Consider the following 23,213-nt stretch of genomic DNA (forward strand, 5'->3'; position numbering starts at 1 on the left):
GCTTGGGATTCGGTTGAATTATGGACGGCTGCTCTGGAGGTTTTCAAGGAATTTGCTTGCTCGCCTCGGAAGAGAATGAGCTTTCCTTGCCAGCGGAATCAAAAGACGTCACTGCGAAGTAATACGTCGAACCGGACGCCAGATTGGAGACGGTATAGCTGCTGGCGCCGGAACCCACGCTGATACCGGAGCCCACAGACTGGGAATACTTGCCGGAGGCCGTGCCGTAATACACCCGATAGCCCGATATGCTGCTCGTCGGAGCCGTCCAGCTCAGTATGGCCGAGCCCGAGGGCGTGGGCGTCGGAGTGGTCGTCGTCGAGGCTTTGAAAACGTCACACTCCTTGACGGAACCGTAAGCTGGATCGCTGCCGAAGAAATCATTGTTGCAATACACCGTGCCGGTGATCCACTTTCCGATCCACCTGGTGCCCGCGCCGTAACGGACGTAGGTGCTGGCAGCCAGCGTGAAGGAACCCCATTCGCCGGCCTTTTTCGTCCAGGTACCGTCCGTGGAAGCCGGCGTAACTTCCATGGCAGTTTCGGAAGCCGTTGCCTTGGCAGTATCCGCTGCGTCATCGGTATTTCCGCCGCCACAGGCGCTGAACAGGACAGCGGTCGAGATGACGGACGCCAGCAGTGCGTAACGAGTGGTGTTGACGATGGATTCCATGGTTGTCAGTAAAAATAGACAGAAAAAAGCTGCCCCCGCGTCCGAATAAGGTTGCCGGGCGCTTGAACAATTCGACCGTGTGTTTATGCGAGTGGGCCGGATAAGATCGGCGCTTCACGAGGAAGTAGTTCGCATATTCACTGCCTCATATGTCAGGAATATCAAACATGGCTGAGACCTCCTGTTTTTCGGAAACGGCAGGACCGGTTGTACCGGCCTTTGTTACCAAAGATTGATGCTGAATTCCGTGCGCCAACCTATTCCAAATCAAGCGACGTCCGGACGAATCTCTACCAAGGCGACAGCCTCAGACATTGGTTTGTGAACTGCTACACGGCGTTTTTCCGGAAATTGCTTCCGTCAGCGGTTCTATTGCCGGCCACAGAAAGTCGGTCGAAAGCCGACTGCAGACCAGCAATTGAGTTCGGACCTTGGGCAAAACCCTTGCGCCTGTAATTTAAGCTTACTCGGTTTACCATCTGGAACAACACGGCGCAGGAATGATCAAAATGAAACCTGCGCTCATGGGAACACCTATTGCTGGGCTTGGGACTGTGCCCATCACGGCGCAGATGATAAATATGGAACTTCAATCGAGGCAAGCATGATCACAATGCTTGTGCTCAGATACATTCGACACTTATCAGGGAGTTTCTGAGACAGGGAAACGAATTGCATTTGTGGCGCTGCCATGGTGGAAACCAGGCCAGGCCACGGGCACCCCGCCGCCGCGGGCTGAACCACGGGTTTTCCCAGCTTACGGCGTGGCTTCACCGGTCCAAGGAGGCCGGTCAAGAAGGCGGCGTGTCACCCGCACGCTTGGTAACGGGACCAGCGCTTGAGCACGCCATCTGTGTCTTGCGACACCGTGGCGGAACCGCCGGGATGTGTCTCCCTGCAGCCGTGCCTCCACTCATGTCTGTCCGTCGCCAGCTTTTCGGCCGTCACGGCTGTGAATGAAGATGACGCGTGCAAGAACCGTGGCAAAGCACCTGCGCCCAACGGGGCGGTGCGAAACCGGCGCGTTTGCCGACACCGGTAGCTGTCAACGCCGGCGACTTTTCGGCGCTTCCTCAATCTCTGTGACGGGAGGCTGGCGACTCACATGATCGAGCCCTTTGAGTACGAGAACGCAATCACACCCTGGTCGTCATCCCCGGGCTGTCCTCGATGTTGGATGCCGTGGGCAAGCACGTCAGCTCCTGGGACGACAGCGGTAGCCGCCTGGTGGTGGACGCCGGCAGCCTTGTTCAGTCGGCAGCCTGTCCTCGCTGCACCTGCAGCAGTTCGCGTCTGCACGGCCGTTACCGGCGACGGGTAGCTGACTGCCCATCCTTCGATCAGGCCGTGACGCTCGCCGTCGAGGTGCGGCGGTTCAAGTGCGTCAACCCCGGCTGCCCGCGGCGGACCTTTTCCGAGCGGGTCGAGACGCTGGTGGCCGCCGGCCAACGACGCACGCTGCGGCTGGTTGAGGCAATGCGCTCGCTGGGCTACGCCCTTGGCGGCGAGGCGGCAGCCCAGCTGGCCGCATGCCTGGGCATGCGCGTCAGCGGGCCGACGGTGCTGCGTGACCTACGTCGCGCCGGATGTCCGTTGCCGACGACGGTGCCCGTCGTCATCGGCATCGACGACTGGGCGATGGCTCGCGGTCACCGCTACGGCACGATCGTCGTCGACCTGGAGAGGCACCTTCCGATCGAGCTGCTAGCCGGACGCGACGCAGCCACGGTCGTCACCTGGCTGAAGGAGCAGCCTGCCGTTAAGGTCATCGCCCGCGACCGGAGTGGCGCTTATGCCGATGCAGCACGCACCGCCGCCCCCGACGCCCAGCAGGTGGCTGACCGCTGGCACTTGCTGGCCAACCTGCGCGACGCCTTCGAGCGGCTGCTGCTGCGCTGCCCGGGCAAGCTGAAGGAAGCCGCCCGGCAGGCGACTGAGACGCTGCAGCTTGAAGCCATCCCGGCCGAGACGCCCACCGAACCCGCGGATGTCGTGCCGACCGAGCTACCTCTCAAGGCTTGTCAACGTCAGAGCAACGCACGCCGGGAATGTCGGCTGGCCCGCTATGAAGAGGCGGTACGTCGCCACAGGGCCGGCGAATCGATCAGGGCAATTGGTCAGGCTATGAACCTCGACCGTTGCACCGTGCGGAGCTTCGTGCACGCGGATGCGTTCCCCGAGCGGGCGCAGCGTGCTCCCGCTTCAAGCTTGCTGAGAAAAACTGTCGCGGCGCGGTGATGATGCGCGCGTTGATTGACGCGGGCAATAGTTATTCGGCAGCTGGTTTGTCGCGCCGCGTCCGGCCGGCATTCCTCGGTGTCGCGAAGCTGGCCGGACGGCCCGGGCCTTCCTGCTTGCGCTGCAGTGCGGTGCGCCGCCGGTAGCTCTCGACGTTGAGTTCGAAGATGGTTGAGTGGTGGACCAAACGGTCAACCGCTGCGAGCGTCATGGCGGGATCGGGGAAGACCTTCCCCCACTCGCCAAATGGCTGATTGGCCGTAATCAGCAGCGAGCGTTGCTCGTAGCGGGCGCTGATGAGCTCGAACAGCACCGACGTCTCGGCCTGGTCCTTCGTGACGTATGCAAAGTCGTCCAAAATGACCAAATCAAAGCGGTCGAGCCGGCTGATTGCAGCTTCCAGGGCCAGCTCGCGACGCGCGACCTGCGCCTTGGAGATCATCGGCACGGCGTCGAAGTCAAAGTTCTCCAGCGTCTTGCCCGGCAACAGCCGGGCCTCGCCCAGGTGACGCTCGATGCGGCGCCTGTCGCGCTCGGCGAGCTCGTGCTCGGCCAGCGCCATGATCAGCCGCGCCGCGGGCCAGCCTTCCTTGTCGGAGCGCTCGGCGAAGGACGACCAGATCTGCTTGAGCGCGGGCAACCGCAGCTCGTTGAGCAGCAGCGTCAGTCGCGTGGAATCGATGGCGTCGCTCATGCTTGCACCTCGGTGTGGCGATGGACCAGGGCTTCGTAGTCGCTCAGCGAGGCCAGCTGCACGCAGACTTCCGGCAGCCGCGCCGGGTCCGGCGCGAAGTGGGCGCGCAGCTCATTGAGGTTGGGCAGCCGGTGCTCGGTCAGGTATTGCTGCAGCAGCTGGCCCAACTGCGCCTCGCAGGCGCGCTCGTGCGCCATGCTCAGCAGCTCGACCATGGTCTTGCAGGCTGCGCGCGGCGGCAGCTGCTCGCACAGCCGCTCGAACGTCAGCCGGTAGGCCTCGCCAGGGAAGAGCTGCTCGCGGTAAACCAGGTTGAGCAGCGCCATGAGCTTACGCCGCAGCGCGTGGATGACGTGGCGGTAGTCCACGACATGGCCGTGGCGGCCATTGCCACCGGTGCGACCCCTGGCAAGCGTCATCAGCGCCGTGCCGCCGAGGAACACCTCCAGCCGGTCGTCGTACAGCCGCACGCGCAGCCGGTGGCCGATGAGCCGCGAGGGCACCGTGTAGAAGACCTTGCGCAGCGTGAAGCCGCATGCCGAGGTCACGTACACCAGCGTCTCTTCGTAGTCGCAGGTGCGCGTGGCCGGCAGCGGCTGCAGCACGGCGCGCTCCGCCTCGATGCGCTTGCCGTTGCGCGCGTTGTGGCGGCTGACGATCTCGTCGATGAAGCCCCGGTAGGCCATCAGGTCGGCGAAGTCGGCGCTGCCGCGCAACAGCAGCGCGTCACGGATGGCGCTCTTGAGGTGGCCGTGCGAGCTCTCGATGGCGCCGTTTTCGTGCGCGACACCGCGGTTGTTGCGGCTGGGCTGCATGCCGTAATGGGCGCACAGCGCGTCGTAGCGCGAGGTCAGGTCCTCGCGCGCCTTGGAGTCCAGGTTGCGGAAGGCCGCCGAGAGGCTGTCGCTGCGGTGCTCGCGCGGCACGCCGCCCAGGGCCCACAGCGCGTTCTGGAGGCCTTCGGCCAACGCGACGTAGCTCTCGCCGCCGAGGATGACGTGCGCGTGCTCGAAGCCCGAGCAGGCCAGCCGGAAGTGGTAGAGCCGGTGGTCCAGCGGCACGCCGCCGACCGTCACACCCAGGCTGTCCATCTCGGTGAAGTCGGACAGCCCCATGCGCCCGGGCTCGTGCACTTGGCGGAAGATGACGTCGTGCTCCTGGCCGTGCTGGGCGCGCCAAGTGCGGATGCGCCGCTCCAGGGTACGGCGCACGCTGCGGGTGAGTTCCGGGTGGCGCCGCATCATCTCTTCGAGCACCGCGATCGGCCGCACGCCGGGCGCGGCCTTGAGCAGCGGCACCACCTCGCTGTCGAAGATCTCAGCCAGCGGATCTGGCCGGCGCCTCTCCCGAGGTGCCTGCTTCTGGGACGGCAGCCGCGGATCCTTCTCGATGCGGTAGGCCGTGGCCACGCTGATGCCAGCGCGCGCGGCTGCCGTGGGCAGCCCTTCGGTCAGTCTGAGCTTCATGTAAAGCCTCATCTGGTGGTCGTGGATGTGTCGTCCGGTCAAGGGCAGGCTCTCGGGAATCGAGATTCCTGCCTCATACCGGACCCACCGCGACCACCGACAAGGCCTACGGGAGGCCAACGCCGGCGCGCGCGGGGCCTGGCGGGTTCCGGGCTACGCCCTTCACCCGCCAGACCCCGCGACTCTTCTCATCCAGATTGACGCGCGTCTCTCATCCAGATTGACGCGCGGCACTTGCTCGACGCCCATCGCCAGTACATGGACACACGCGCCGCTGAAGGCTGCCGCAATGCCATGCAGGTCTGGCGCGAGCTGCGCGCTCGCGGCTTCACCGGCGGGTGCAGCATCGTGCATGATGCCTTCGCGCGGCTGCGCGGTGCTGCACCTGAGGGCGACAGGCTGCATTCCGTCGCGGCCGCCGTGCGCACGATCTCTGCGCCGCCTGCGCGTCGCGCCTGTGCCTGGCTGCTGGGCTGGCAGGAGGGCCAGCTCATGCAGACCGAGCGCAGCCACCGGGAACGCTTCGTCGAAACGCTTCGTCGCATCGAGCCGACGGTCGCCGCGGCACGTGAGCTGGCGCTCCGGTTGTTCGGCCTCGCGCGCAGTCGCGACGTCGACGGATTCGATCATTGGCTGTCCCAGGCGCACACCTGCCCGATGCCAGACCTGCAGCGCTTCGCAGCCGGGCTCGAAGCTGATCTTTCAGCCGTGCGAGCCGCGTTCAGCTCTCCATGGAGCAGCGGGCAAGTTGAGGGCCAGATCAACCGGCTGAAGTACCTCAAGCGGCAGATGTACAGGGGCCCAAGCTTGACCTGATGAGAATCCGCGTCCTGCACCCGAACTGACGCCCGTCACAGAGAGTGAGGAAAAGCCAGTTTTCGGTCGGCGCTAACACAGCCGTGCGAGCCGCGTTCAGTTCTCCATGGAGCAGTGGGCAGGTTGAGGGGCAGATCAACCGGCTGAAGTACTTCGAGCGGCAGACGTACAGGAGGGCCAGGCTTGACCTGTTGAGAATCCGCGTCCTGCATCCGGACTGACGCCCGTTACAGAGAGTGACGAGGAGCCGGTCGTCTCTTGCGACGCTTGGAGTTCGGCTCGAACTCGCGGTGTCATGCGGGCTGAGCCATGAAGACCTGCTGCCATAGCGCCTTCTCCTGGGAAGGTCAGCACCACGACTTCCCAAGATCAAACACCTAAAAGGTGTTCGGAGAACAGGGGAAAAATCAACTTGAGGCCCCTATAGGCCAATCGCTCAGTTTCAGTGGCTGGGCGTGATGTTATGGACCATGAACGATTTGGTGAAGCCGCAGACGCGTTCATTTACCAAGGTAGCGCCGGGAAAAAGCCGAGCCAGCTCGCCACGCCGAATATTGCGTATGCGCGTGGCCCACTCGACGGCCTGCGCATGATCTGCGGCTTTGGCGTAGGAGCCCACACCGAAGCGCTCGAAACACCAAGCTTGGGCTGATGCCGGCAACCAGTGAAAATAAGGGATGCGCGTGCGCCAATCCAATGGAAATCCATGGTTGGGCGTTTGCAGGAAAAATGACTTGCCAACGCGTTGCATTTCTCTGGCCATACGCATTTGATCGCCAAATGCCCCAACGTGGCCAATAACGGAGTTTGAAAACACCAAATCAAACTGCTGATCGCGGTACCTGGAAAGGTCGCGTGCATCACCCGTGACAGATTCGAAAACATCGCCGGCCGGCTGTTCAAACATATTCAATAACACGATACGCGACGCAAGCTTATGGGACACGCCAAGCGTCTTCCAATAATCCATCGTACCGCCAATATCTAGGATAGTCGGTGGTGACTTGAACGCTTTTAGAAGAGAAACAAATACTTGGTACCGCCGTTGCCTGGCGTTGAATTCCACTTTTCCCCAAAAATTAGCAGCTTGTGCTTGCATTCCATGTACCTTGCATGTTTGAGGACGAAGCGCTGTTGCGGGCTAGCGGTTTCCTATAGGCCACCTGCTGCCAGCTATGCCGCACCGTCAAGATGGCACAGAACGAAATGGTCTATTGAGCTTGAAAACTTCTCTGGCACTTTTTCCACCATTTTCGGCCGGTGTTGTGTTCTTGCCTTTATCCACAGAATGAACCAATTTGTACTTGCTGGCAACCAATTCCAGTGCAGGCAGCGGCAGTCCACGCCACTCCATGCATAGCGGTCCATCCGGTGCAGCGAAATGCCCCAATTTGAAGCCAGCCGCAACAGCCACCATGGAGAAATAAACATCCTCCTGCATACGGCTGTGCCAGTCCCAAGGTACATCCAGCGCACCAATGGCCTGCATGCTCAACAAGCACGAACGAGTGACAAAATAGGCACCGCCGAAAACATTGTCACCAGGTCTGTAATTCCGAGCCATCGCTGCATCGAAATAGGGTGCCCATGACGGAACCATACCTGCAAGCCGCCTGGGCCAACTCAGCTCTGTTTTGATGAGTTGCCTGTGCGACTCAAAACTACGAGGGCGGTTAAAATCGACTCGGTAAACCCCAAAAAGTCCGACGTCTCGATGACTCTCCATGAAATGCAAAGCATCGGCAATCAGCCCAGGCTTGATAAGTAAGGCGTCTTGGTCCAAGCGAAGTACTAAATCACAATCCGTTTCGTGCAAGACGGCCTTGAAGCCTGTACAAAGGGTATGAGTAAGGCGGTCGATTCCCTGATTGCACTTGTTTCGTAACACATGCCAATGGGGCTTGCGGGCATCAAGTATGGCCTCGTAAGTGCCATCGGTAGTGCAGTCGTCGACCACATAGACTACATGGCTGCCTTCGCAAAAGGCTTCGACACTGTCCAACGTATCCAGCGCAGTTTGAATGCCCGGCCCAACCGGAACAACTACCGCAACCTTGGGCGATTTTTGATGGCGACTCATAATATCCAGCGCAGTAAATCAAGTTAATTTCTAACGCAAAGTATGACCTAGCCCCCAACGGAAAGGACTGGCCGCCGTTTACCAACAAATACCGTCGTAATTTTCACCGGTGCGCTTATCCCCTATGCGCACCAAATCCACCAGATTTTGGCCCTGACGCAAGCAATCACCTACATCGCGAAATTCTTCCGCACTATTACCTACGACCAGGGTTTCACCATGGTCCATAATCTCCTGAAGGGTCGACACCATCAGACGAGATATGTGAGGAATACGATGAAGAATAAATTCACGATTCGTGCCTGTCAGCGCAGCGAGACTGACATTACGGTCGTAAATACGGAGGTCATACCCTTTACCGATGAGGTGCTCAATGACTTCAACCATGGGCGATTCACGCAAATCATCCGTACCAGCCTTGAATGCAAAACCCAATATCCCAACTCTTCGCTGACCCTTGCGAACGATCATGTCAATAGCCTTGCGGATCTGCCGCTCGTTGGACGGCAGGATAGCATTCAGCATGGGAGCGTCCAAATCCAGACTTCTGGCTTTGTAGGCCAACGCTCTAACGTCTTTGGGTAGACAGGAGCCGCCGAAGGCAAAACCTGGTTTCATGTAATATGCAGATAAATTGAGCTTAGTATCACGACAGAAGATGTCCATAACCTCCTGTCCATCAATCCCAGTCAACTTGCAAATATTGCCAATTTCATTAGCAAATACAACTTTTATCGCATGCCACGTATTGTCGGCATATTTAACCATCTCCGACGTTTCCACAGAGGTCCGGACAAGAGGTGCTTCAATGCCTGCATAGAGCTTGACGAGCACATTACCGGCGCGCGTGTCGGTTTCACCGATAACCGTTTTAGGCGGATGACGATAGTCGTAAACGGCAGTCCCTTCACGCAAAAACTCTGGATTTACGCACACACCAAAATCCTTGCCGGGCATTTTTCCTGACGCTACAGCCAAGCTCGGTAGTACCACACTGCGCGCAGATCCTGGAAGCATTGTTGAACGTAAGGCAACCACATGGTAGGCATCCTTGTCTCGCAACGCCGTACCTATTTCCTCGCATACTTTCCGAACGAATGACAGGTCAAGATTGCCATTCGTCTGTGACGGCGTTCCTACACAGACCAACGATACGTCAGTATTTTGAATGGCCTCTTGGACATCTGTGGTTGCTCGCAGGCGTGAGAGGCGGACGTTTTCCAGCGTCATCTCCGCAATATCTTTCTCAACAATGGGAGCAATACCCTGATTCACAAAATCCACTTTGTCCTGGTTCGAATCAACACCTATCACTTGGTGCCCATCCTGCGCTAGACAAGCTGCGGAAACCGCACCAACATAGCCAAGGCCAAAAATACTGATCCTCATCTTTCCCTCCGTACAGCCGCGAGGCCAATTTCAAATTTAAATAGTTTTTATGTATTTGCAAAATCACCTGCCACGGGAATAGCCGTGCGCGGATCGTCAATTCTGAGTGCCGGCGTGCCTTGCAGCTTTAATCCTCTTAAAACCGCAGCTTGCAACCGACGCTTGACCATATCGACATCAAAGCGAGATATTTCTATGCAGGAAGTATAAATGGGCAATTGACTTTTCCATTTTCTTTTCACATAGGAATAACACTTGTAGAAATCTGTCGGCAACTCAAGCAACTGATTGGTATTGTGAACACAAAAGGCAGGTATCACAAAATTTTGTAAACCACGTGCTCTCGCGATGAGACACAAATCTGTGCCGTACAGATGAAAACTTGGCAACGAAGAGTCAAAAGTTAAGCCATTGCTGGCCCTTGTGATCAGCACTATTTCATCCAGCGTTTGTACCGGTTCGGGATCCGAAATTGGCTTGCCTTGCAATCCCCATCCAGTTGAATAAACCTGCCCCAGACCCATGCTGCCTTCGCTCTGCCTACGCACGCCATAACAACCCAGAACACCCCACCGTATACCGCGGCAATCCAACTGCGCGATCGCCGCCAACATATTAGCCAACCAGTCTTGCGGCAGATAAACATCCTGGTGAATGAACACTAGAATATCTCCCGTGGCTTCCTTGACCGCTTCGTTATATGCCATTGATGCCGAAGAAAAACCTTCCTTAATCAGAATTTGGTGCTGGTGGCCTGCCGCCAGGGCAGGGGAGCGGAGCAAATTGCGCTCAAGTACAAGACGATTATTGACGGCTGCGATGAACGAAATTTTTTCGACGTTCATGGGTTCCTCCTTGCCATGCCCCAACTTCACCGGCCAGATGCTGTTATCGCTTATTAATTACTGCAAATTGCCGGCAGTTCTATTTCCCGCCTCCAGGCTCAGACCTTGGACATAAGCCTGCACCAAACGAGGGGCGGAATGGTCCCAGGCCAGTGAGCTCATAACACGCATCCGCCCGATTTCACCCATGCGTTCCCTTTCGCCAGGGTTTTCCATCAACCACATCACCTTCTTGGCAAACTCAAGAACGTCGTTGGGTGGTGCATAGATGGCAGCTTCTTGAGCCGAGCGCTTAGTTTCACAAAGATCGAAAGCTACGATGGGTTTGCTCAAAGCCATGTACTCCATCACCTTGTTCATGGTGGACTTGTCATTGAGCGGATTCAGTGGATCCGGTTGCACGCAAACTTGAACAGTGCTCAAGTAGGAAAGCACTTGCTGATCCGTTACTCGCCCGGTAAACCATATATAAGGCTCCAGCGCTAATTCTTTAGCCAATGCACGCAGCTGTGGCATAGCATCGCCATCACCAATCACTACGGCAAGCACATCCTTACGCTTTAGGGTGAAAACCAACTCGTGCAAAGCACGCAACCAGTAATCGACGCCGTCCTGCGGGCCCATGGTGCCTATATAGCCAACCAAATTAGGCGCCCGCGCCGCCAGCTCGGGATCCGGGCTGCACGGCTTGAAGGCCAAGGGCGGACCGTTGCGCACAACGTAAACCTGATCGGCGCGCTTGTGACCCCGCGACATGGCGACAGCCTTGTAGGACTCGTTGGTAGCGATCACTAGGTCAGCCAATGCAAACGTACAGCGCTCAAGCAGGCGCAAAGCCCAATAGACCGCGTTGCGCTTGGGCCGCTGGAAGCGGGACAAATAGGTTTCAGGTGCCAGATCATGGTGGTCAAAAACGAACTTCACACCAAAGGGCTTGAACACCGCCGCCACGATGAAAAGCGTATCCGGCGGATTAGCTGCGTGAATGACGTCAAAGCCATGTTTAAAAAAAACCTTCAAAGCTACGGCGAGCATGGCAAGCGTGGCATAGAGAAATTCGGCCGCGTAGCTCAACAGTCCTGCTCCTCCTGGTGGCGCCGGAAAGCGATGCACCTTGACGCCATTAATGGTCTCAGTCCATGGCTGGCCTGTTGCGCGGGGGGCAATGACGGTAACGTCATAGCCTGCCTCCTGTAGGGCAGTGGCCTCACGCCGGACACGTACATCAAACGGATAGGCGTTGTTCTCAACCAGCATCAAGATGCGCACAGGTTGCTTCATGGTGGCGTTCATGGTTGTTGAAGATGGAGGCGCAGTTGAGCGTCATGCAGGTAAAAATCTGTCGCGACCTTCAGTCAATAGGCGGCGCACGATCAAAGAGGCAGGTGTGCGGGCCGCTCTTAACGGCTTGACGGGTGTAGTGGCTGTTTCGTGCACAACCTGGATTCGCCTACCTTCGCGACCAACCAGCGACCAGCTCTCGCCGGCACAAACTCGCACACTGCCGCCGGCAAAATTGATTCGGCAACCACCGTCCCTCGCCCATGGAGGGGGTGTTATGACCAAGTGCTGAGCTGTTGCAGGGACTTCAAAATCCACCCGTGGAGCCAGCGGCGTGAGGTAACAAATCTGTCCCTCGTGCCGTTGCGTGAAGCTCATTCGCATCAATGAGGACAGCTTGGTCCAGTTGACGGGGCCTAATCCGTTGACAAACCCGGCCAGCTCGTCAAGCAGCTCAATACCATTTTTCAAATCGTCCTGATGGCCTCTGAGAACAATGGGACGGCCAAGATAGGCACAAATCAGCGCCGCATTGCGCGCCCGGCCGGTAAACGCGGCACGTGGCAGTACCGTGCAGCCTTCGATGTTTTCGGCGGGGAGGAAACCTAGCGTCGATATCCAAGACGCCTGCGGGTTATGCGCCATCAAAGAACCAGCCGAAATGCACGCACCCTCAAACCCGCCTTGGGCCAATGCACCAAGCATATCCGCAGAGCAGCCTCCGTGCGGGGGCACCATGACGCGACAAACTCCCAGCCCCGTGGACTGCTCAAGCTTCACGATGCGCTCCAGCGCCTGCGATACCAGTGCTGTACGGTCTGACGCCAAATGCTGACGTGCCAACTCATTTTTTGAGTGATTATTGCCATGCACAAGCAACGATATGGCATCGGGATTTTGCTTGAATATCTCTGCAGTAGATCGATGGGTATACCAAGTATCCAAAGGAATCGTCGCAAACGAAACGTGATAATTATTTTTTCGTGAGCGAGTCACTACTTCCCGATAATCAACGCGGCCATAGGTTGGCCAGTGGAGATTAGGATCGTCAAACATAAAAGCTGCGCGCAGCGGCGGCACGTCGCCAATGGCTGCGGATCCAATCCGTCGCAGCAAATGCAGCAATGGCAGATTTTGAACGAAGAATTGATCTGAAAATGCCAACGAAAAGCTGCCTCCTTCCGCAATGTCCAACAATGGAAAAGCGGAACGGAAAATAGCCATTCCATGACGATTCGCCATGGTCCATATAGGCTGCCCATCACACCTTGCGAGCACAATCTCGTCGGAATCAAGCTTCAATTGGACTGGCAAAACTGAAACTTCGGACTCCAGTTCGCGGCCTCGAAAAGGCCAAGGAACTTGATCCAAATCCGAAAACTCAATTTTCAGAGGACCACGCAAAATGTTATCTGGAGCCGTTGATGGCAAAACCAGCGTATCGGTCGACAGCAGCGTGCTATTTTTACAAACTGACCGATCACTTGTCAGTACACCGGACATCCCGGTCGACATTTGACTACTGAACCGGCTAACGACCACACTCAGCGGCAGTAAATCTTTAAGAGCAGCCAAAAGGCGTGGGGCGAAATTGCCTTCCACCAAAAGCTTGATTGGCACAGCTTGATATATTTTTTGATCGGAGTTCATTGTAGACCAATCCTCCCGATGGACTTTTGAAGCTCAATATTGCTGTCGGGCATAGGCAGCGTTTTTGAACACAAACCGACAGCTAGGCCAACCACTAATAGAAATGAAATTATCGACTGGTCAAAAAGCACTATGGAAAGAAAATTGAACGAGTGCGCCACAAGAATTGATCCCAAAGTCCAAGCCAAAAATCTTTCTTTGACATCGACGGATTCATTCTGAATGGCCAACCCCAAACCTCGAAACACACTGACCAGCAAACCTATGAATGCGATCAACAATCCAATCCCGCCATAAACGGCCATGGCAATATAGTGATTAGTAATATCAGTATGCCGATCACTGGCAGGAATTCCTGTAGGCATCCAATGCCGGGTGTAATCTGTGCCATACAACCACCATTCGCTGACTGCCGCCAAAGTTGACTGGATCAATTGAGCCCGATGCCAACCCATACTTCCACCTGCGACGTCAATTTTCGCAAGTAAAAAATAAACAGGATCGTTCATCACCAAGTTCAACAAGAACACCAATAGAACTCCTGCCCATTGAAAAATGCGCACCTGCCCACGCAAAGGCCAAATCACCATGCAAGCCAGCCCTATTGCAGTCATCAACATGGGACCGCTTGATCCACTTGCATAAACAACACCAAGGCCAGCTAGCCCACCAAGAACCGCCCAGCTCCTTGCGCTTTTCCAAAAATAGGCCGCCATGGGCACCAATATAGCTCCGGCAGTCCCGGCGAGGATAGGGTGAGGAAAAGGCCCACAGGCACGAATACCGTTAGTGCGATGTGGCGAAACCAACGGCACGCCGCCTAAGGCCCTAAACACGTTGTCATCAGTATGCTGCTCGTACAGCATTGACAGCGCAACTGGAAAAAATGCGATAAAAAGAATCTTAAAAACCAACTCGATATCTTCACGTTTTATCACAAATAATCTAAACAAAAAATAAACCCCCACATAATCCCAAATAATACCAAGTCGATATACTGTTGTGTCCGGCAAGTGAAAAGGTGTTGTGACCAGCAATACAAGCGCCCAAATATATATCCATTTATCGACGTGTGACGGGCCGTTGAACAAATGTTCACCGCGTAGCCAGGCCCTGAAAATAGCGGAAACGATGATAATTCTTGTGATACTAATATTGACAAACCCAAGATCCACTAACTGCCCACGGGTCATCCATGTAAATCCCAAAATCAACGGAAGCAGGGCGAACCGACGCGGCAGCACAAATTGCGCCGCCAGAGCAAGAAGCAGAAACGCAATGCCGAGAAACGTCACTTTTGTTCCCGTGGACGGTCCGTGCAAGAAGCAAGCATCAGCGCAGTGACTCGTCTCGGCCAACTAGCGCCTTGTCGCTGGAGATGAAACGGTTAAACGGCCGTTTAGTCCATTCAAATACCCGTTGAATCTGCTCCTTACGCAGGGTTTGAACAACGTCTGAAGGCACCACAGGTGATTTGTGTTTGAGCCCGTACCAGAAATAACCAGACAGCCGGACCAACGGATTAATCAACACTGGCGCCTCACGTGCTCGGCGGGCGCACTTGACAAGCTCAAAAGCAGGATGAGAGCCGAAAGAAGCATCACGCATGCCCATGCGAAAAATACCCTTCAGTCGCCCCCCAGCAGATGACGTGGGCCGATAATGGTGTACCGGCAAATGCAAAAGCGAACGAACCTTCCAACCGGCATGCTGTGCATGAACCTGAGCCAACCAATCTTCTCCTCCATACATCAACGCCTGATATCCGTCAATTTCATCGAAACAGACACGCCTAAACATTTGCACACCTCCCGCAACGGACGTCGGAGAATTTGCAGGTCTGCACTTCCAGATATCTCCTGAACGTTCATAGATATAGCCTCCAGCAAGGCCAAGGTCTGCATCTCGCTCAAACTCATCAATAATGGATCGAAAATAATAATTCGATTTCAATTCAATATCAGCATCAAGCATACATACAAATTCAAAAGCTTCCGCCTTTACCAAAGAATATGCCTTATTAATAGCGCGATACTGAGCACCAAAGTTCCGTTCGCCACCATTTCTGCTGGCAATTGTGTGAAGATGAAGAAAATTATGTTGCCGGGCAAAACGACGCACTATGTCAGCGGTTTCATCTGTGGAACCATCGTCCATAATATGCCAAGCCTTTGGCAAAACGCTTTGCCTCAAAACCGACTCAATGGTCACACCTATATATTTGGCTTCATTCTTGGCCGCAGTAAGGAGCACAAACGAATTTGCTAAATTTTGCATGACTTCTCCTTATGCCTTTACCGGATTGAGAATTTGCTGCTTGTTATACGACAAAAGCCATTTGATGCAGGCAAGGCTACAAGCAACTTTATGCCGATGCGATTGTCGTGAACTGCTTTTAATTGCACTCTTGGCAAAGTGACCAACTACCCGAATGCCATGGTGCGCAAAAACAATGGCTTTATACATAAAGACTGCACCAGCTGAGTGATGCTTGATCCAGTACTGTAAATCTGCTTTTTGCATCTCCACGAAAAATCGTTGCGGCGCGTTTGCAGAACTGGCACCGCCATAATGGACGGATGCAGTGAAAGGCACATAGACAATAGGCCAACCAGCACTCCAAAAGCGTTTACACCAGTCCATGTCCTCGCCATAAATAAAGAATGCTTCATCAAGCAAACCAACTGTATCTATGGCACTACGGCGAGCCAACCAAAAGCAACCGCTTAGAATATCAACCTCTGAGCAACGATCGTCCGGGCGATGAGGAAGTTGATATCCTGTTGCCCATTCTGAATTTTGAAAAACAACATCCAAAGCCAATGCGCGGCAGGCCATGTTCCACAGGCTGGGAAAACCGCGACAAGAAAGCTGTTGTTTCCCATCTCCGCCAATGATGCGTGGCCCGGCCATACCAACAGTCGGATTTTTTTCTAAAAAATCAACTAGATATGCAATACAGCCTGCGTCTACATTCACATCAGAATTTATAAGTGCAATATATTCACCCGTGCACTGTTTGATGCCGATGTTGTTTGCCTTTGCAAAACCAAAATTGTCTGAATTGCGAATAAGGTTAACTTTCGGAAATTCTTTACGCACTGCCTCCTGTGATCCATCAGATGAATTATTGTCTACAACTATTATTTCCAAATTTCCCCGGTAAGCACACCCTGCAAGGGATTCCAAGCATTCCAGTAGATATCTTTTGGCATTCCAGTTGACAATGACAACCGAAACTTTAGGAATGAGGTCATGCATGTCGGTGGCTCCGTCCGGCTTCCACCCAAGCATTAGGGCGCAAGCGCTTCAACAAGATGGCGTACAAGGAAGGACCTAGTATTAAAAGCGATAAAGCCTTGCACAAGGTTCGCGCTGAGTGATTAGCAGCCAACGCTCGATGCACTTCCTGTCTCATGGCTTTGACGTTTTTTGAACGAGCCTTCAATATAGCCAGTTCCATATGAACTGCGGCCAATTCATGACTGACAAGATATTTCTCTTGGCTCGTGAGTTCTTTTACTAGCGCAAGCTTTTGGTACGATTTACACATTGTCTGAAAATACTGTAAAGGGTCGCGTGCGCATAAATCGGACAAACCTTCATTTTCGCCTTGCCGCTCCAAAATGACACCTTGAGTACAGCTCACGACAAAAGGACCTTTCAGAGCAATATGTGCCAACAAGTCTGTGTCTTCACATACTTTCAGTTCTGTATCAAATCCACCCGCTTGTAGTAAGACTTCGCGCTTCACAAGCCAAGCGGAAGGGAAAAACAGCGACATCAGCACGTCCCGCAGTGGTCTTTTACGATATGGCTCAGCATGAAAATCATGCAACCGACCACGGACTTCAAACACCGTTTTGTTGAAAAATCCTGGCCGTTGAATTAAGCAATCTACAAAGTGTCCCACGGCTTCTGGATATTCCTGCAATTCCCGAACCTGTATCTCGAGTTTATTGGGCCGCCATTCATCGTCCGAGTCGAGAAAAGCTACCCATGCACCGGATGCCGCGTGAATACCGGTATTTCGAGCAGCACTGGCCCCAGCATTGCGTTGTACAAGATAGCGAACCGACTGGCCATACGTGGCGACTACGGCTGCCGTGTCATCACTGGACCCGTCATCTACGACAATGACTTCATAAGGGCGCAATGTTTGCGCAAAAACTGAATTCAAAGCAGAATGTATACAGAATCCCCGATTATAAGTTGGAATGACAACAGAAATATTAAATGAGTCTTGCACACGGCGCATGGTTTTCGGTCTCTCGGAGGTCTGCGAGGCACCATCATGCCCCTCCCACTCACATGCTTTGGTCACTTGAAAGATGCGCATAAACGCGTAATTGACAGACTATTGCGCAAAATTTTTATCATACGGCAAATATACCCAATAACAACATCCGCAAATATGGCTGAAGGTTTGCGAGCAAATTTGGTGCGTCCTCTATACGAATCATAAAGTTGAGCATATGCACTGGGAAATTGTGGTTTCCACGGCTTTTGCTCCGTTACAAAATGAATGACGTGAGGCTTCAGTAACGTTTGCCATTTTTGAATGTCAGTCGTCCTATGCCCCTGAAAGTTCCAGACATTACTTAATTCCAGCCACGCTCCATCTGCTGCAACGTTAAGTGCGTCCTGATCAGCAAATGGCGTCTGCGGATAATTTGTTAAATAATCAATAGCTCGTTCTGAAATATATTTTTTTCGCCATTGAAATGGTTGTATCAGCAGCATGCCGGCATTAAAATATTTATTGACCATTGGCACACCAGCATTACGCGCACTTGGATCATGAATGCACAAGTCCAACGGATCTTTGACGGCGGCAAAAGGTGCATCATTAAGGAGTACCAAACTTAATTCAGTCAAGCTGCCAAGCACCAAGACGTCGATATCCAAATAAATAATAGTTTCGATGTGTATTGGCAAAACAAACGGCAATACCAATCGAGCAAATGTCATCTTTGAAATTCGCGGCAGTGTTTTAAACGCCTGAAACGGTTTTAGGTCAATGTCTATCCATTGAAAAACTGCAGCCCCATCAGGCAACGATGATTCAATCTGCTTACGCGCATCGCAGTCAATTCCATCGTTCAATACGAAAAATTGAAGGGGCCAACTCTGTTCATTGTTGTCCGCGATTGAGCGAAGTGTGGTGGCAAGAGGCATCAAGTAGGCAGCATCTGCGGCAACCGCAACGGGCAGCATCGCGTACGGTTTTTTTTCATGTTTTTTATTAGAAACGAGCTGCATATAAATATTCCTAGAATTTTTACTGCACACAACTAAATGCGTGCAACCTTAGATTCTTGACAACACTCAAATAAAAAGATAGTCATATATTTTTCAAGCGATTGTTAAAAAAAGCCCATCGACGCAATACATCCACCAAACCAAATCCAATTATTTTCTTGCATTTAAGCAGCCACCATGCGCGCGTCTTTTTGATAGCTGGGTAAATAAGTTCAGAATATTCACATATTTCATCACAGAGTGCAGTCTTCTTTCCATTGAACGCCATACTCGCGATTCCGATGGCATGTTGCGCCAAGTGACACAACAATTTTTCATACATGACCGGCATATCATTAATTACACACTCGTTTTCCTTCCGAAAAATATCAAAAGCAGCTTTTCGCTGCTTAAAATCAGCCAGAATTTTTTCGTTCAAATACCCTAATGTCATATTACCGTCATGCCTACGGTAGAAAGCTAAGGGATTCTTAATAAAACCAACAGGACCATGAGCCGCGAGCCGAAGCCACATTTCGAAATCTGCACTGTGCGGCAAATCATCGCGGTAAAATCCTAGACGCTTTAAAAAATCAGTTCTGACCACGGCAGTCGGCGTACATACGATGTTGCTGGAGCCGGCCAAAAGGCAGTGACTTAGAAATTCATGCAAATTCATCACAACTTCGGCACCAGGTTCCCCAGGTATGTTAGACGGCACCGGCGTCAATTGCCCGCCGTTATGTAATTCAACTGCCTCAGCAAAACAAAGAGACATCTTTGGATGGCGGCTCATGAAATCGATGGTTCGAGAAAATGCACCTGGCATGAGACAGTCATCAGCTGACAAGAGCAACATATACTCAGCTTTGACCCATGCAAGACCTTCGTTATATGTTTTAATATGACCCGCATTCACAGCATGACGCACGTAACTTACTCTTTTGTCGTTTCGTGCCAGCGAAGTTCCAATTTCTGGAGTTTCATCAGGCGAAGCATCGTCAATAATGAGTACTCGAATTTTTTCTACATCCTGGCTCAGCACGCTTTCCACGCATTCACGCAGGTAACGGCCATAGCGATAACAGGGAATTACGACATCGATGGAGCTCATGAAATCACCTTCCCCAATTTAAGCAGGTATCGCAGTGCCCCCGTTTGACGTTGAGGCGACACCAGTTCTAAAAGCGAACGCAGCGAAACAATGCTGCATAACATTGTCACACCGATTGCCACAATATAAGCCCAAATAGGTGGCAAAATCTCTACTGCAAAAAATGCGACGGTAACAGTAGAGGCGCCATAGCATGCCGTGCGAAACGTGGAGCGGCTCCACTGAAAATCACTTAATTTCCTGGCTGCGAAGTAAACCAGCAGTGCATGCAATCCGTAAGATGCCGCATAAGCCAAACCGGCACCCATTGTCCCAATCCAATCTACCAACCACCAAGTGAGCAGCACGTTGGCAACACACCAAGCAGCATCCATCAAGAAAAAGAGCACCTGTTTATTACGTGCAACCACAAGATATCCCACCGGGTATATAAATACACGCAAAGCCATGCCAATGCAAATCCAACGCAAAATTTCTACTGAAGCGTGAAATGCCTCGCTGTAGAACAGTGTTATTACCAACGGCGCCAGTGATATGGTCGCTACAAGACCTGGTATAGCGAGTAAGAGGCTGATTTGCGCTTGTTCATTTATTGTCCGATTACATTCTTCATTCGAATGAGCCACGCCCACCAGCCGGGGATAAAAATCCGTACCAAGTGCCTGGAGTACTACCCCGGCATACAGCCCGCCTAAGGTCCATGCTGCTTGGTAAAAACCAGCAGCATCGGCACCATCATGCTGCAGTATGACGATGCGCACCACGTAGGCTGCACCTTGCATGAGAAAGCCACTGACTAAGAATGCAAGACCTAGTTTGAACAGCGTGCCGGACTCCTTAAGTATTTCCACCAGCTTCATGGCTGGCCTGTCCAATTTGATACGGCGCGTGTACCACCACGAAGCCAACGCCAGGCAAGCTGCACTGGCCGTCAGGGATGGTGCAATCCCTGTGCTTCCGTAAAAATAAACCAATGGCACACCTATAACCAAACCCATCAAACCACCAATAACCGCCAATTTAGCCATTTCCGGAATACGCCGCATGCCTTGTAGCAGCGCACCCTGTCCGCCTGTAATCAGCCCAAAGAATACTGCCAGTGCAAGCCACCACATGGCCGAGGCATGATCTGCACTGCCAAAGGTCAACGCCGCTATAGGTTTTGCAAAAATGGCCAGACCTGCTGCCCCAATCAGAGCACAAGCTATGGAAACAAATCGGAGCACGTGGACCGTGCGTGCGATGTGCCTTTGATCATTTGAAGCTACTGCGTCGGCGATCTGCCTCACGCCGCTAGAATTAATTCCTAGTTGAGCAACGGTGCGGGCTAAATCAGTTATTTGCCCAAAGGTCCCCATTACCCCATACCCTGCGGGGCCCAGCAGCATCGCCATGGCTTTTGTGCGGATGATACCAATGCCGATGTTGATCGCGGTGGCGCTACCGATCAGCGCAGTCGACTTCAATATATCGCGGTAGCCATGCGCCCGTCTTTGACCAGTGGATGCAGTGCTACTTGAAGTTGAATCATCGATCGGTAGTGACGAAATGCTGTCAGCCACCAAGCAGCTCCCGTGCAGCTTCGCTCACTTGAGATAATTTTAAATATCTATTTTCACAGGCCTGTCGCAAGGCGTCTGTTACATAAGTCTGTTCGCCCAGCGACATGCCGGGGAATAGGGGTAATAAAATGCATTGGTCTTGGGCTAACTCTGAGTGAAGCAGCGAATGACGAATGTCAAAACCAGCGTAGGCAGGCTCCCGGTGGCTGCACATAACACCTCGTCGCGTGCTAATGCCCTTGTCAAGCATCCACTGCATGACTTCACGTTGATCACAGTCGACGGGTAACCGGATGCAGTAACTCTGCCAGTTGCTTTTTGCCCAATCTGGTTCTGATGGAAGACCGAGACCTTCAATGTTTTTCAGTAACTCCCCGTAGCGCAGCGCCAGCGCTCGACGCTGAGCCACAATTCCAGGTAGACGCTTGAGTTGTTCTCGTCCAACAGCAGCCTGTATATCCGTCATTCGATAGTTATAGCCAAGCGTTGGATACGATTCAAAAACTACTTGCGCTGATGAATGCCGCACTGTATCCGACACACTCATGCCATGTTGACGAAGCAACCGAAATTGCTTGTCCCATTCCGCATGGCGCGTTGTGATCATGCCGCCGTCACCCGTACTGATAATTTTCCTGGGATGAAATGAAAAACATGCTACGTCGCCATGTGGTGCGCCTATTTTTTGCCATTCGTTGTTCCAAAAAATTTCACTACCGATGGCACAGGCCGCGTCTTCGATAACGGGAATTTTGTGTCGACGGCCGACATCTATAACTGCACTCAAATCACAAGGCAGGCCAATTTGATGCACACACAAAATAGCTCGTGTGCGTTTGGTAAGCGCAGCCTCCAACAAAGTGGCATTCAGGTTGTAAGACTGCGCATCAATATCTACAAATACCGGAGTGGCACCGCAGTACCGAATGCTGTTGGCGGTGGCAATGTAAGAATGGCTTACCGTAACGACTTCATCACCAGGTCCAACACCGGCTGCCAATAGCGCCAAATGCAACGCAGTCGTGCAATTGGAAACTGCACACGCATAAGGCGCCTCAACGAATGCCGCAAACTCTTTTTCGAATGCTGCAACCTCAGGACCTTGCGATGTCCAACCGCTTAAGACAGCCCGACTTGCAGCCTGCGCTTCCTCCTCGCCCATCACCGGTTTTGTAATCGGAATCATGCAGCCTCCACACAATGCTTGTTTAACTGCCACCACTTAACCAAGCGTGATAATCCATCTTCAAGGCTCACCTCGGATTGAAAATTCAGCAAGTTTTTGGCTTTCGATACATCGGCCAATCTGCGCGGCACTGGATTTACGCTGCGTTCTGGAGCGTATTCTGGCTTTAAATTTGACCCCATCACGTTTAACAGGGCAGTCACTAAATCATTAAGACTGGTTTCCGTACCACTTGCCACATTGAAAACTTCATCATCGACATCCGATGCCAATGCAAGCACGTTGGAACGAGCAACATCATCGATGTAAACAAAATCCATCGTTTGATTGCCATCGCCCATTATGATCGGTGGCAGCCCGGCATCAATTCGCTGCATCCAACGAATCAACACCTCGGTATATCTTCCATGCAAATCCATCCGTGGCCCATATACATTGAAATAGCGTAGCGCAACATAATGCAAATCACTCATTGCATGATAAGAGCGCAACAAACCTTCAAGCATTACCTTGGCTGCGCCGTACCATGTTTGATTGTTATAAGGGTGGTGTCTTTCCGATGTAGGAAAGCTATCCGCCAAACCGTAAATTGAAGCCGATGAGGCAGCTACGACTTTTTTGACGCCGGCTTCACGGGCCGCCTCCACTACGTTGAAGCTCCCGTTGCACATAACTTGCATAGCTTCCTGAGTATCTGCAGCACATGCTGTGATACGCAACGCGGCCATATGGATCACTGCATCTACGCCATGTATAGCCTTGCGGACACACCCCATATCCCGGATGTCGCCGTGTATGAAGGTCACCCGAGGATCTTTCAGTATGCCATGGATGTTTGCAATAGATCCGCGCACTAAATTGTCCAAGATAATTATTCGAGTTGGCGAATAATTCTTTAGAAGTTGATCGATGGTGGAGGAGCCTATAAGGCCTGCTCCGCCAGTGATCAGAATTTTTGCGCCTTGGATTTTCATATTT

Annotated in this window: 20 protein-coding genes; 2 read left to right on the plus strand and 18 right to left on the minus strand. The window is 53.1% G+C overall.

The features are described from left to right. Nucleotides 1-43 precede the first annotated feature (43 nt). Nucleotides 44-673, minus strand: coding sequence for a fibronectin type III domain-containing protein (locus tag SM757_RS05235; RefSeq protein WP_322464656.1), 630 nt, complete (start codon nt 671-673; stop codon nt 44-46). A gap of 1,170 nt (nt 674-1,843) precedes the next feature. Between SM757_RS05235 and SM757_RS05240 the strand changes: the two genes are divergently transcribed. Continuing rightward, nucleotides 1,844-2,911, plus strand: a complete 1,068-nt coding sequence (locus SM757_RS05240) for an ISL3 family transposase (protein ID WP_322464657.1) — start codon at nt 1,844-1,846, stop codon at nt 2,909-2,911. Between the two features lie 31 nt (nt 2,912-2,942). On the opposite strand, the gene SM757_RS05245 is transcribed toward SM757_RS05240, so the two are convergent. Both SM757_RS05245 and istA read right to left on the minus strand, forming a co-directional pair. Then, entirely contained in the window at nt 2,943-3,605 is a 663-nt protein-coding gene (locus SM757_RS05245; protein WP_322464658.1) for an ATP-binding protein, read from the minus strand. Next, complete coding sequence (istA, locus tag SM757_RS05250; RefSeq protein ID WP_456062117.1) at nt 3,602-5,113, minus strand: IS21 family transposase; 1,512 nt, start codon at nt 5,111-5,113, stop codon at nt 3,602-3,604. Before istA ends, SM757_RS05245 begins: the two co-directional genes overlap by 4 nt. A gap of 192 nt (nt 5,114-5,305) precedes the next feature. Between istA and SM757_RS05255 the strand changes: the two genes are divergently transcribed. Beyond that, nucleotides 5,306-5,887 carry a transposase gene (locus SM757_RS05255; protein WP_322464659.1) on the plus strand — a complete coding sequence of 194 codons (582 nt, stop codon included), beginning with the start codon at nt 5,306-5,308 and terminating at the stop codon, nt 5,885-5,887. Nucleotides 5,888-6,329: 442 nt separating this feature from the next. Here the strand turns inward: SM757_RS05255 and SM757_RS05260 are convergent, their stop codons facing one another. The 15 genes from SM757_RS05260 to SM757_RS05330 form a co-directional block, all read right to left on the minus strand. After that, entirely contained in the window at nt 6,330-6,986 is a 657-nt protein-coding gene (locus tag SM757_RS05260) for a class I SAM-dependent methyltransferase (protein ID WP_322464660.1), read from the minus strand. An 87-nt stretch (nt 6,987-7,073) separates the two neighbouring features. Continuing rightward, nucleotides 7,074-7,967, minus strand: a complete 894-nt coding sequence (locus tag SM757_RS05265) for a glycosyltransferase family 2 protein (RefSeq protein WP_322464661.1) — start codon at nt 7,965-7,967, stop codon at nt 7,074-7,076. Between the two features lie 78 nt (nt 7,968-8,045). Beyond that, nucleotides 8,046-9,356: a nucleotide sugar dehydrogenase gene (locus SM757_RS05270; RefSeq protein WP_322464662.1), complete on the minus strand. Its 1,311-nt coding sequence runs from the start codon at nt 9,354-9,356 to the stop codon at nt 8,046-8,048. 47 nt (nt 9,357-9,403) lie between these two features. Then, a complete protein-coding gene (locus SM757_RS05275) occupies nt 9,404-10,201 on the minus strand; it encodes a glycosyltransferase (RefSeq protein WP_322464663.1) in 798 nt (265 codons plus the stop codon). Nucleotides 10,202-10,258: 57 nt separating this feature from the next. Further along, nucleotides 10,259-11,482 carry a glycosyltransferase family 4 protein gene (locus SM757_RS05280; protein ID WP_322464664.1) on the minus strand — a complete coding sequence of 408 codons (1,224 nt, stop codon included), beginning with the start codon at nt 11,480-11,482 and terminating at the stop codon, nt 10,259-10,261. A 42-nt stretch (nt 11,483-11,524) separates the two neighbouring features. Further along, entirely contained in the window at nt 11,525-13,132 is a 1,608-nt protein-coding gene (locus tag SM757_RS05285) for a hypothetical protein (RefSeq protein WP_322464665.1), read from the minus strand. Then, entirely contained in the window at nt 13,129-14,427 is a 1,299-nt protein-coding gene (locus SM757_RS05290) for a hypothetical protein (RefSeq protein WP_322464666.1), read from the minus strand. Before SM757_RS05290 ends, SM757_RS05285 begins: the two co-directional genes overlap by 4 nt. Nucleotides 14,428-14,464: 37 nt before the next feature. Continuing rightward, the gene (locus tag SM757_RS05295; RefSeq protein ID WP_322464667.1) at nt 14,465-15,409 is read right to left on the minus strand and encodes a glycosyltransferase; all 945 of its coding nucleotides are present in this window, start codon (nt 15,407-15,409) and stop codon (nt 14,465-14,467) included. 9 nt (nt 15,410-15,418) lie between these two features. Then, complete coding sequence (locus SM757_RS05300; RefSeq protein WP_322464668.1) at nt 15,419-16,393, minus strand: glycosyltransferase family 2 protein; 975 nt, start codon at nt 16,391-16,393, stop codon at nt 15,419-15,421. Next, a complete protein-coding gene (locus tag SM757_RS05305; protein ID WP_084267560.1) occupies nt 16,386-17,471 on the minus strand; it encodes a glycosyltransferase family 2 protein in 1,086 nt (361 codons plus the stop codon). Before SM757_RS05305 ends, SM757_RS05300 begins: the two co-directional genes overlap by 8 nt. Further along, nucleotides 17,453-18,394 (minus strand): glycosyltransferase family 8 protein, encoded by a 942-nt coding sequence (locus tag SM757_RS05310; protein ID WP_322464669.1) that lies wholly within the window; start codon nt 18,392-18,394, stop codon nt 17,453-17,455. Before SM757_RS05310 ends, SM757_RS05305 begins: the two co-directional genes overlap by 19 nt. 82 nt (nt 18,395-18,476) lie before the next feature. Then, nucleotides 18,477-19,487, minus strand: coding sequence for a glycosyltransferase (locus SM757_RS05315; protein ID WP_322464670.1), 1,011 nt, complete (start codon nt 19,485-19,487; stop codon nt 18,477-18,479). Continuing rightward, the gene (locus tag SM757_RS05320; protein ID WP_322464671.1) at nt 19,484-21,049 is read right to left on the minus strand and encodes an O-antigen translocase; all 1,566 of its coding nucleotides are present in this window, start codon (nt 21,047-21,049) and stop codon (nt 19,484-19,486) included. The genes SM757_RS05315 and SM757_RS05320 overlap by 4 nt, the downstream gene beginning before the upstream one ends. Beyond that, entirely contained in the window at nt 21,042-22,235 is a 1,194-nt protein-coding gene (locus SM757_RS05325) for a DegT/DnrJ/EryC1/StrS family aminotransferase (RefSeq protein ID WP_066337518.1), read from the minus strand. The genes SM757_RS05320 and SM757_RS05325 overlap by 8 nt, the downstream gene beginning before the upstream one ends. Further along, on the minus strand, nt 22,232-23,209 hold the full coding sequence (locus SM757_RS05330) for an NAD-dependent epimerase/dehydratase family protein (RefSeq protein WP_322464672.1): 978 nt from the start codon (nt 23,207-23,209) through the stop codon (nt 22,232-22,234). The genes SM757_RS05325 and SM757_RS05330 overlap by 4 nt, the downstream gene beginning before the upstream one ends. Nucleotides 23,210-23,213: the final 4 nt, after the last annotated feature.

The sequence above is a fragment of the Azohydromonas lata genome (assembly GCF_034427735.1).
GTDB lineage: Bacteria > Pseudomonadota > Gammaproteobacteria > Burkholderiales > Burkholderiaceae_C > Azohydromonas > Azohydromonas lata.

Bases quoted from the DNA above. Each gene is read 5' to 3' on its own strand.
- SM757_RS05235 (WP_322464656.1), bottom strand. From the start codon at position 673: ATGGAATCCATCGTCAACACCACTCGTTACGCACTGCTGGCGTCCGTC.
- SM757_RS05240 (WP_322464657.1), top strand. From the start codon at position 1,844: ATGTTGGATGCCGTGGGCAAGCACGTCAGCTCCTGGGACGACAGCGGT.
- SM757_RS05245 (WP_322464658.1), bottom strand. From the start codon at position 3,605: ATGAGCGACGCCATCGATTCCACGCGACTGACGCTGCTGCTCAACGAG.
- SM757_RS05260 (WP_322464660.1), bottom strand. From the start codon at position 6,986: ATGCAAGCACAAGCTGCTAATTTTTGGGGAAAAGTGGAATTCAACGCC.
- SM757_RS05265 (WP_322464661.1), bottom strand. From the start codon at position 7,967: ATGAGTCGCCATCAAAAATCGCCCAAGGTTGCGGTAGTTGTTCCGGTT.
- SM757_RS05270 (WP_322464662.1), bottom strand. From the start codon at position 9,356: ATGAGGATCAGTATTTTTGGCCTTGGCTATGTTGGTGCGGTTTCCGCA.
- SM757_RS05275 (WP_322464663.1), bottom strand. From the start codon at position 10,201: ATGAACGTCGAAAAAATTTCGTTCATCGCAGCCGTCAATAATCGTCTT.
- SM757_RS05280 (WP_322464664.1), bottom strand. From the start codon at position 11,482: ATGAAGCAACCTGTGCGCATCTTGATGCTGGTTGAGAACAACGCCTAT.
- SM757_RS05285 (WP_322464665.1), bottom strand. From the start codon at position 13,132: ATGAACTCCGATCAAAAAATATATCAAGCTGTGCCAATCAAGCTTTTG.
- SM757_RS05295 (WP_322464667.1), bottom strand. From the start codon at position 15,409: ATGCAAAATTTAGCAAATTCGTTTGTGCTCCTTACTGCGGCCAAGAAT.
- SM757_RS05300 (WP_322464668.1), bottom strand. From the start codon at position 16,393: ATGCATGACCTCATTCCTAAAGTTTCGGTTGTCATTGTCAACTGGAAT.
- SM757_RS05305 (WP_084267560.1), bottom strand. From the start codon at position 17,471: ATGCGCATCTTTCAAGTGACCAAAGCATGTGAGTGGGAGGGGCATGAT.
- SM757_RS05310 (WP_322464669.1), bottom strand. From the start codon at position 18,394: ATGCAGCTCGTTTCTAATAAAAAACATGAAAAAAAACCGTACGCGATG.
- SM757_RS05315 (WP_322464670.1), bottom strand. From the start codon at position 19,487: ATGAGCTCCATCGATGTCGTAATTCCCTGTTATCGCTATGGCCGTTAC.
- SM757_RS05325 (WP_066337518.1), bottom strand. From the start codon at position 22,235: ATGATTCCGATTACAAAACCGGTGATGGGCGAGGAGGAAGCGCAGGCT.
- SM757_RS05330 (WP_322464672.1), bottom strand. From the start codon at position 23,209: ATGAAAATCCAAGGCGCAAAAATTCTGATCACTGGCGGAGCAGGCCTT.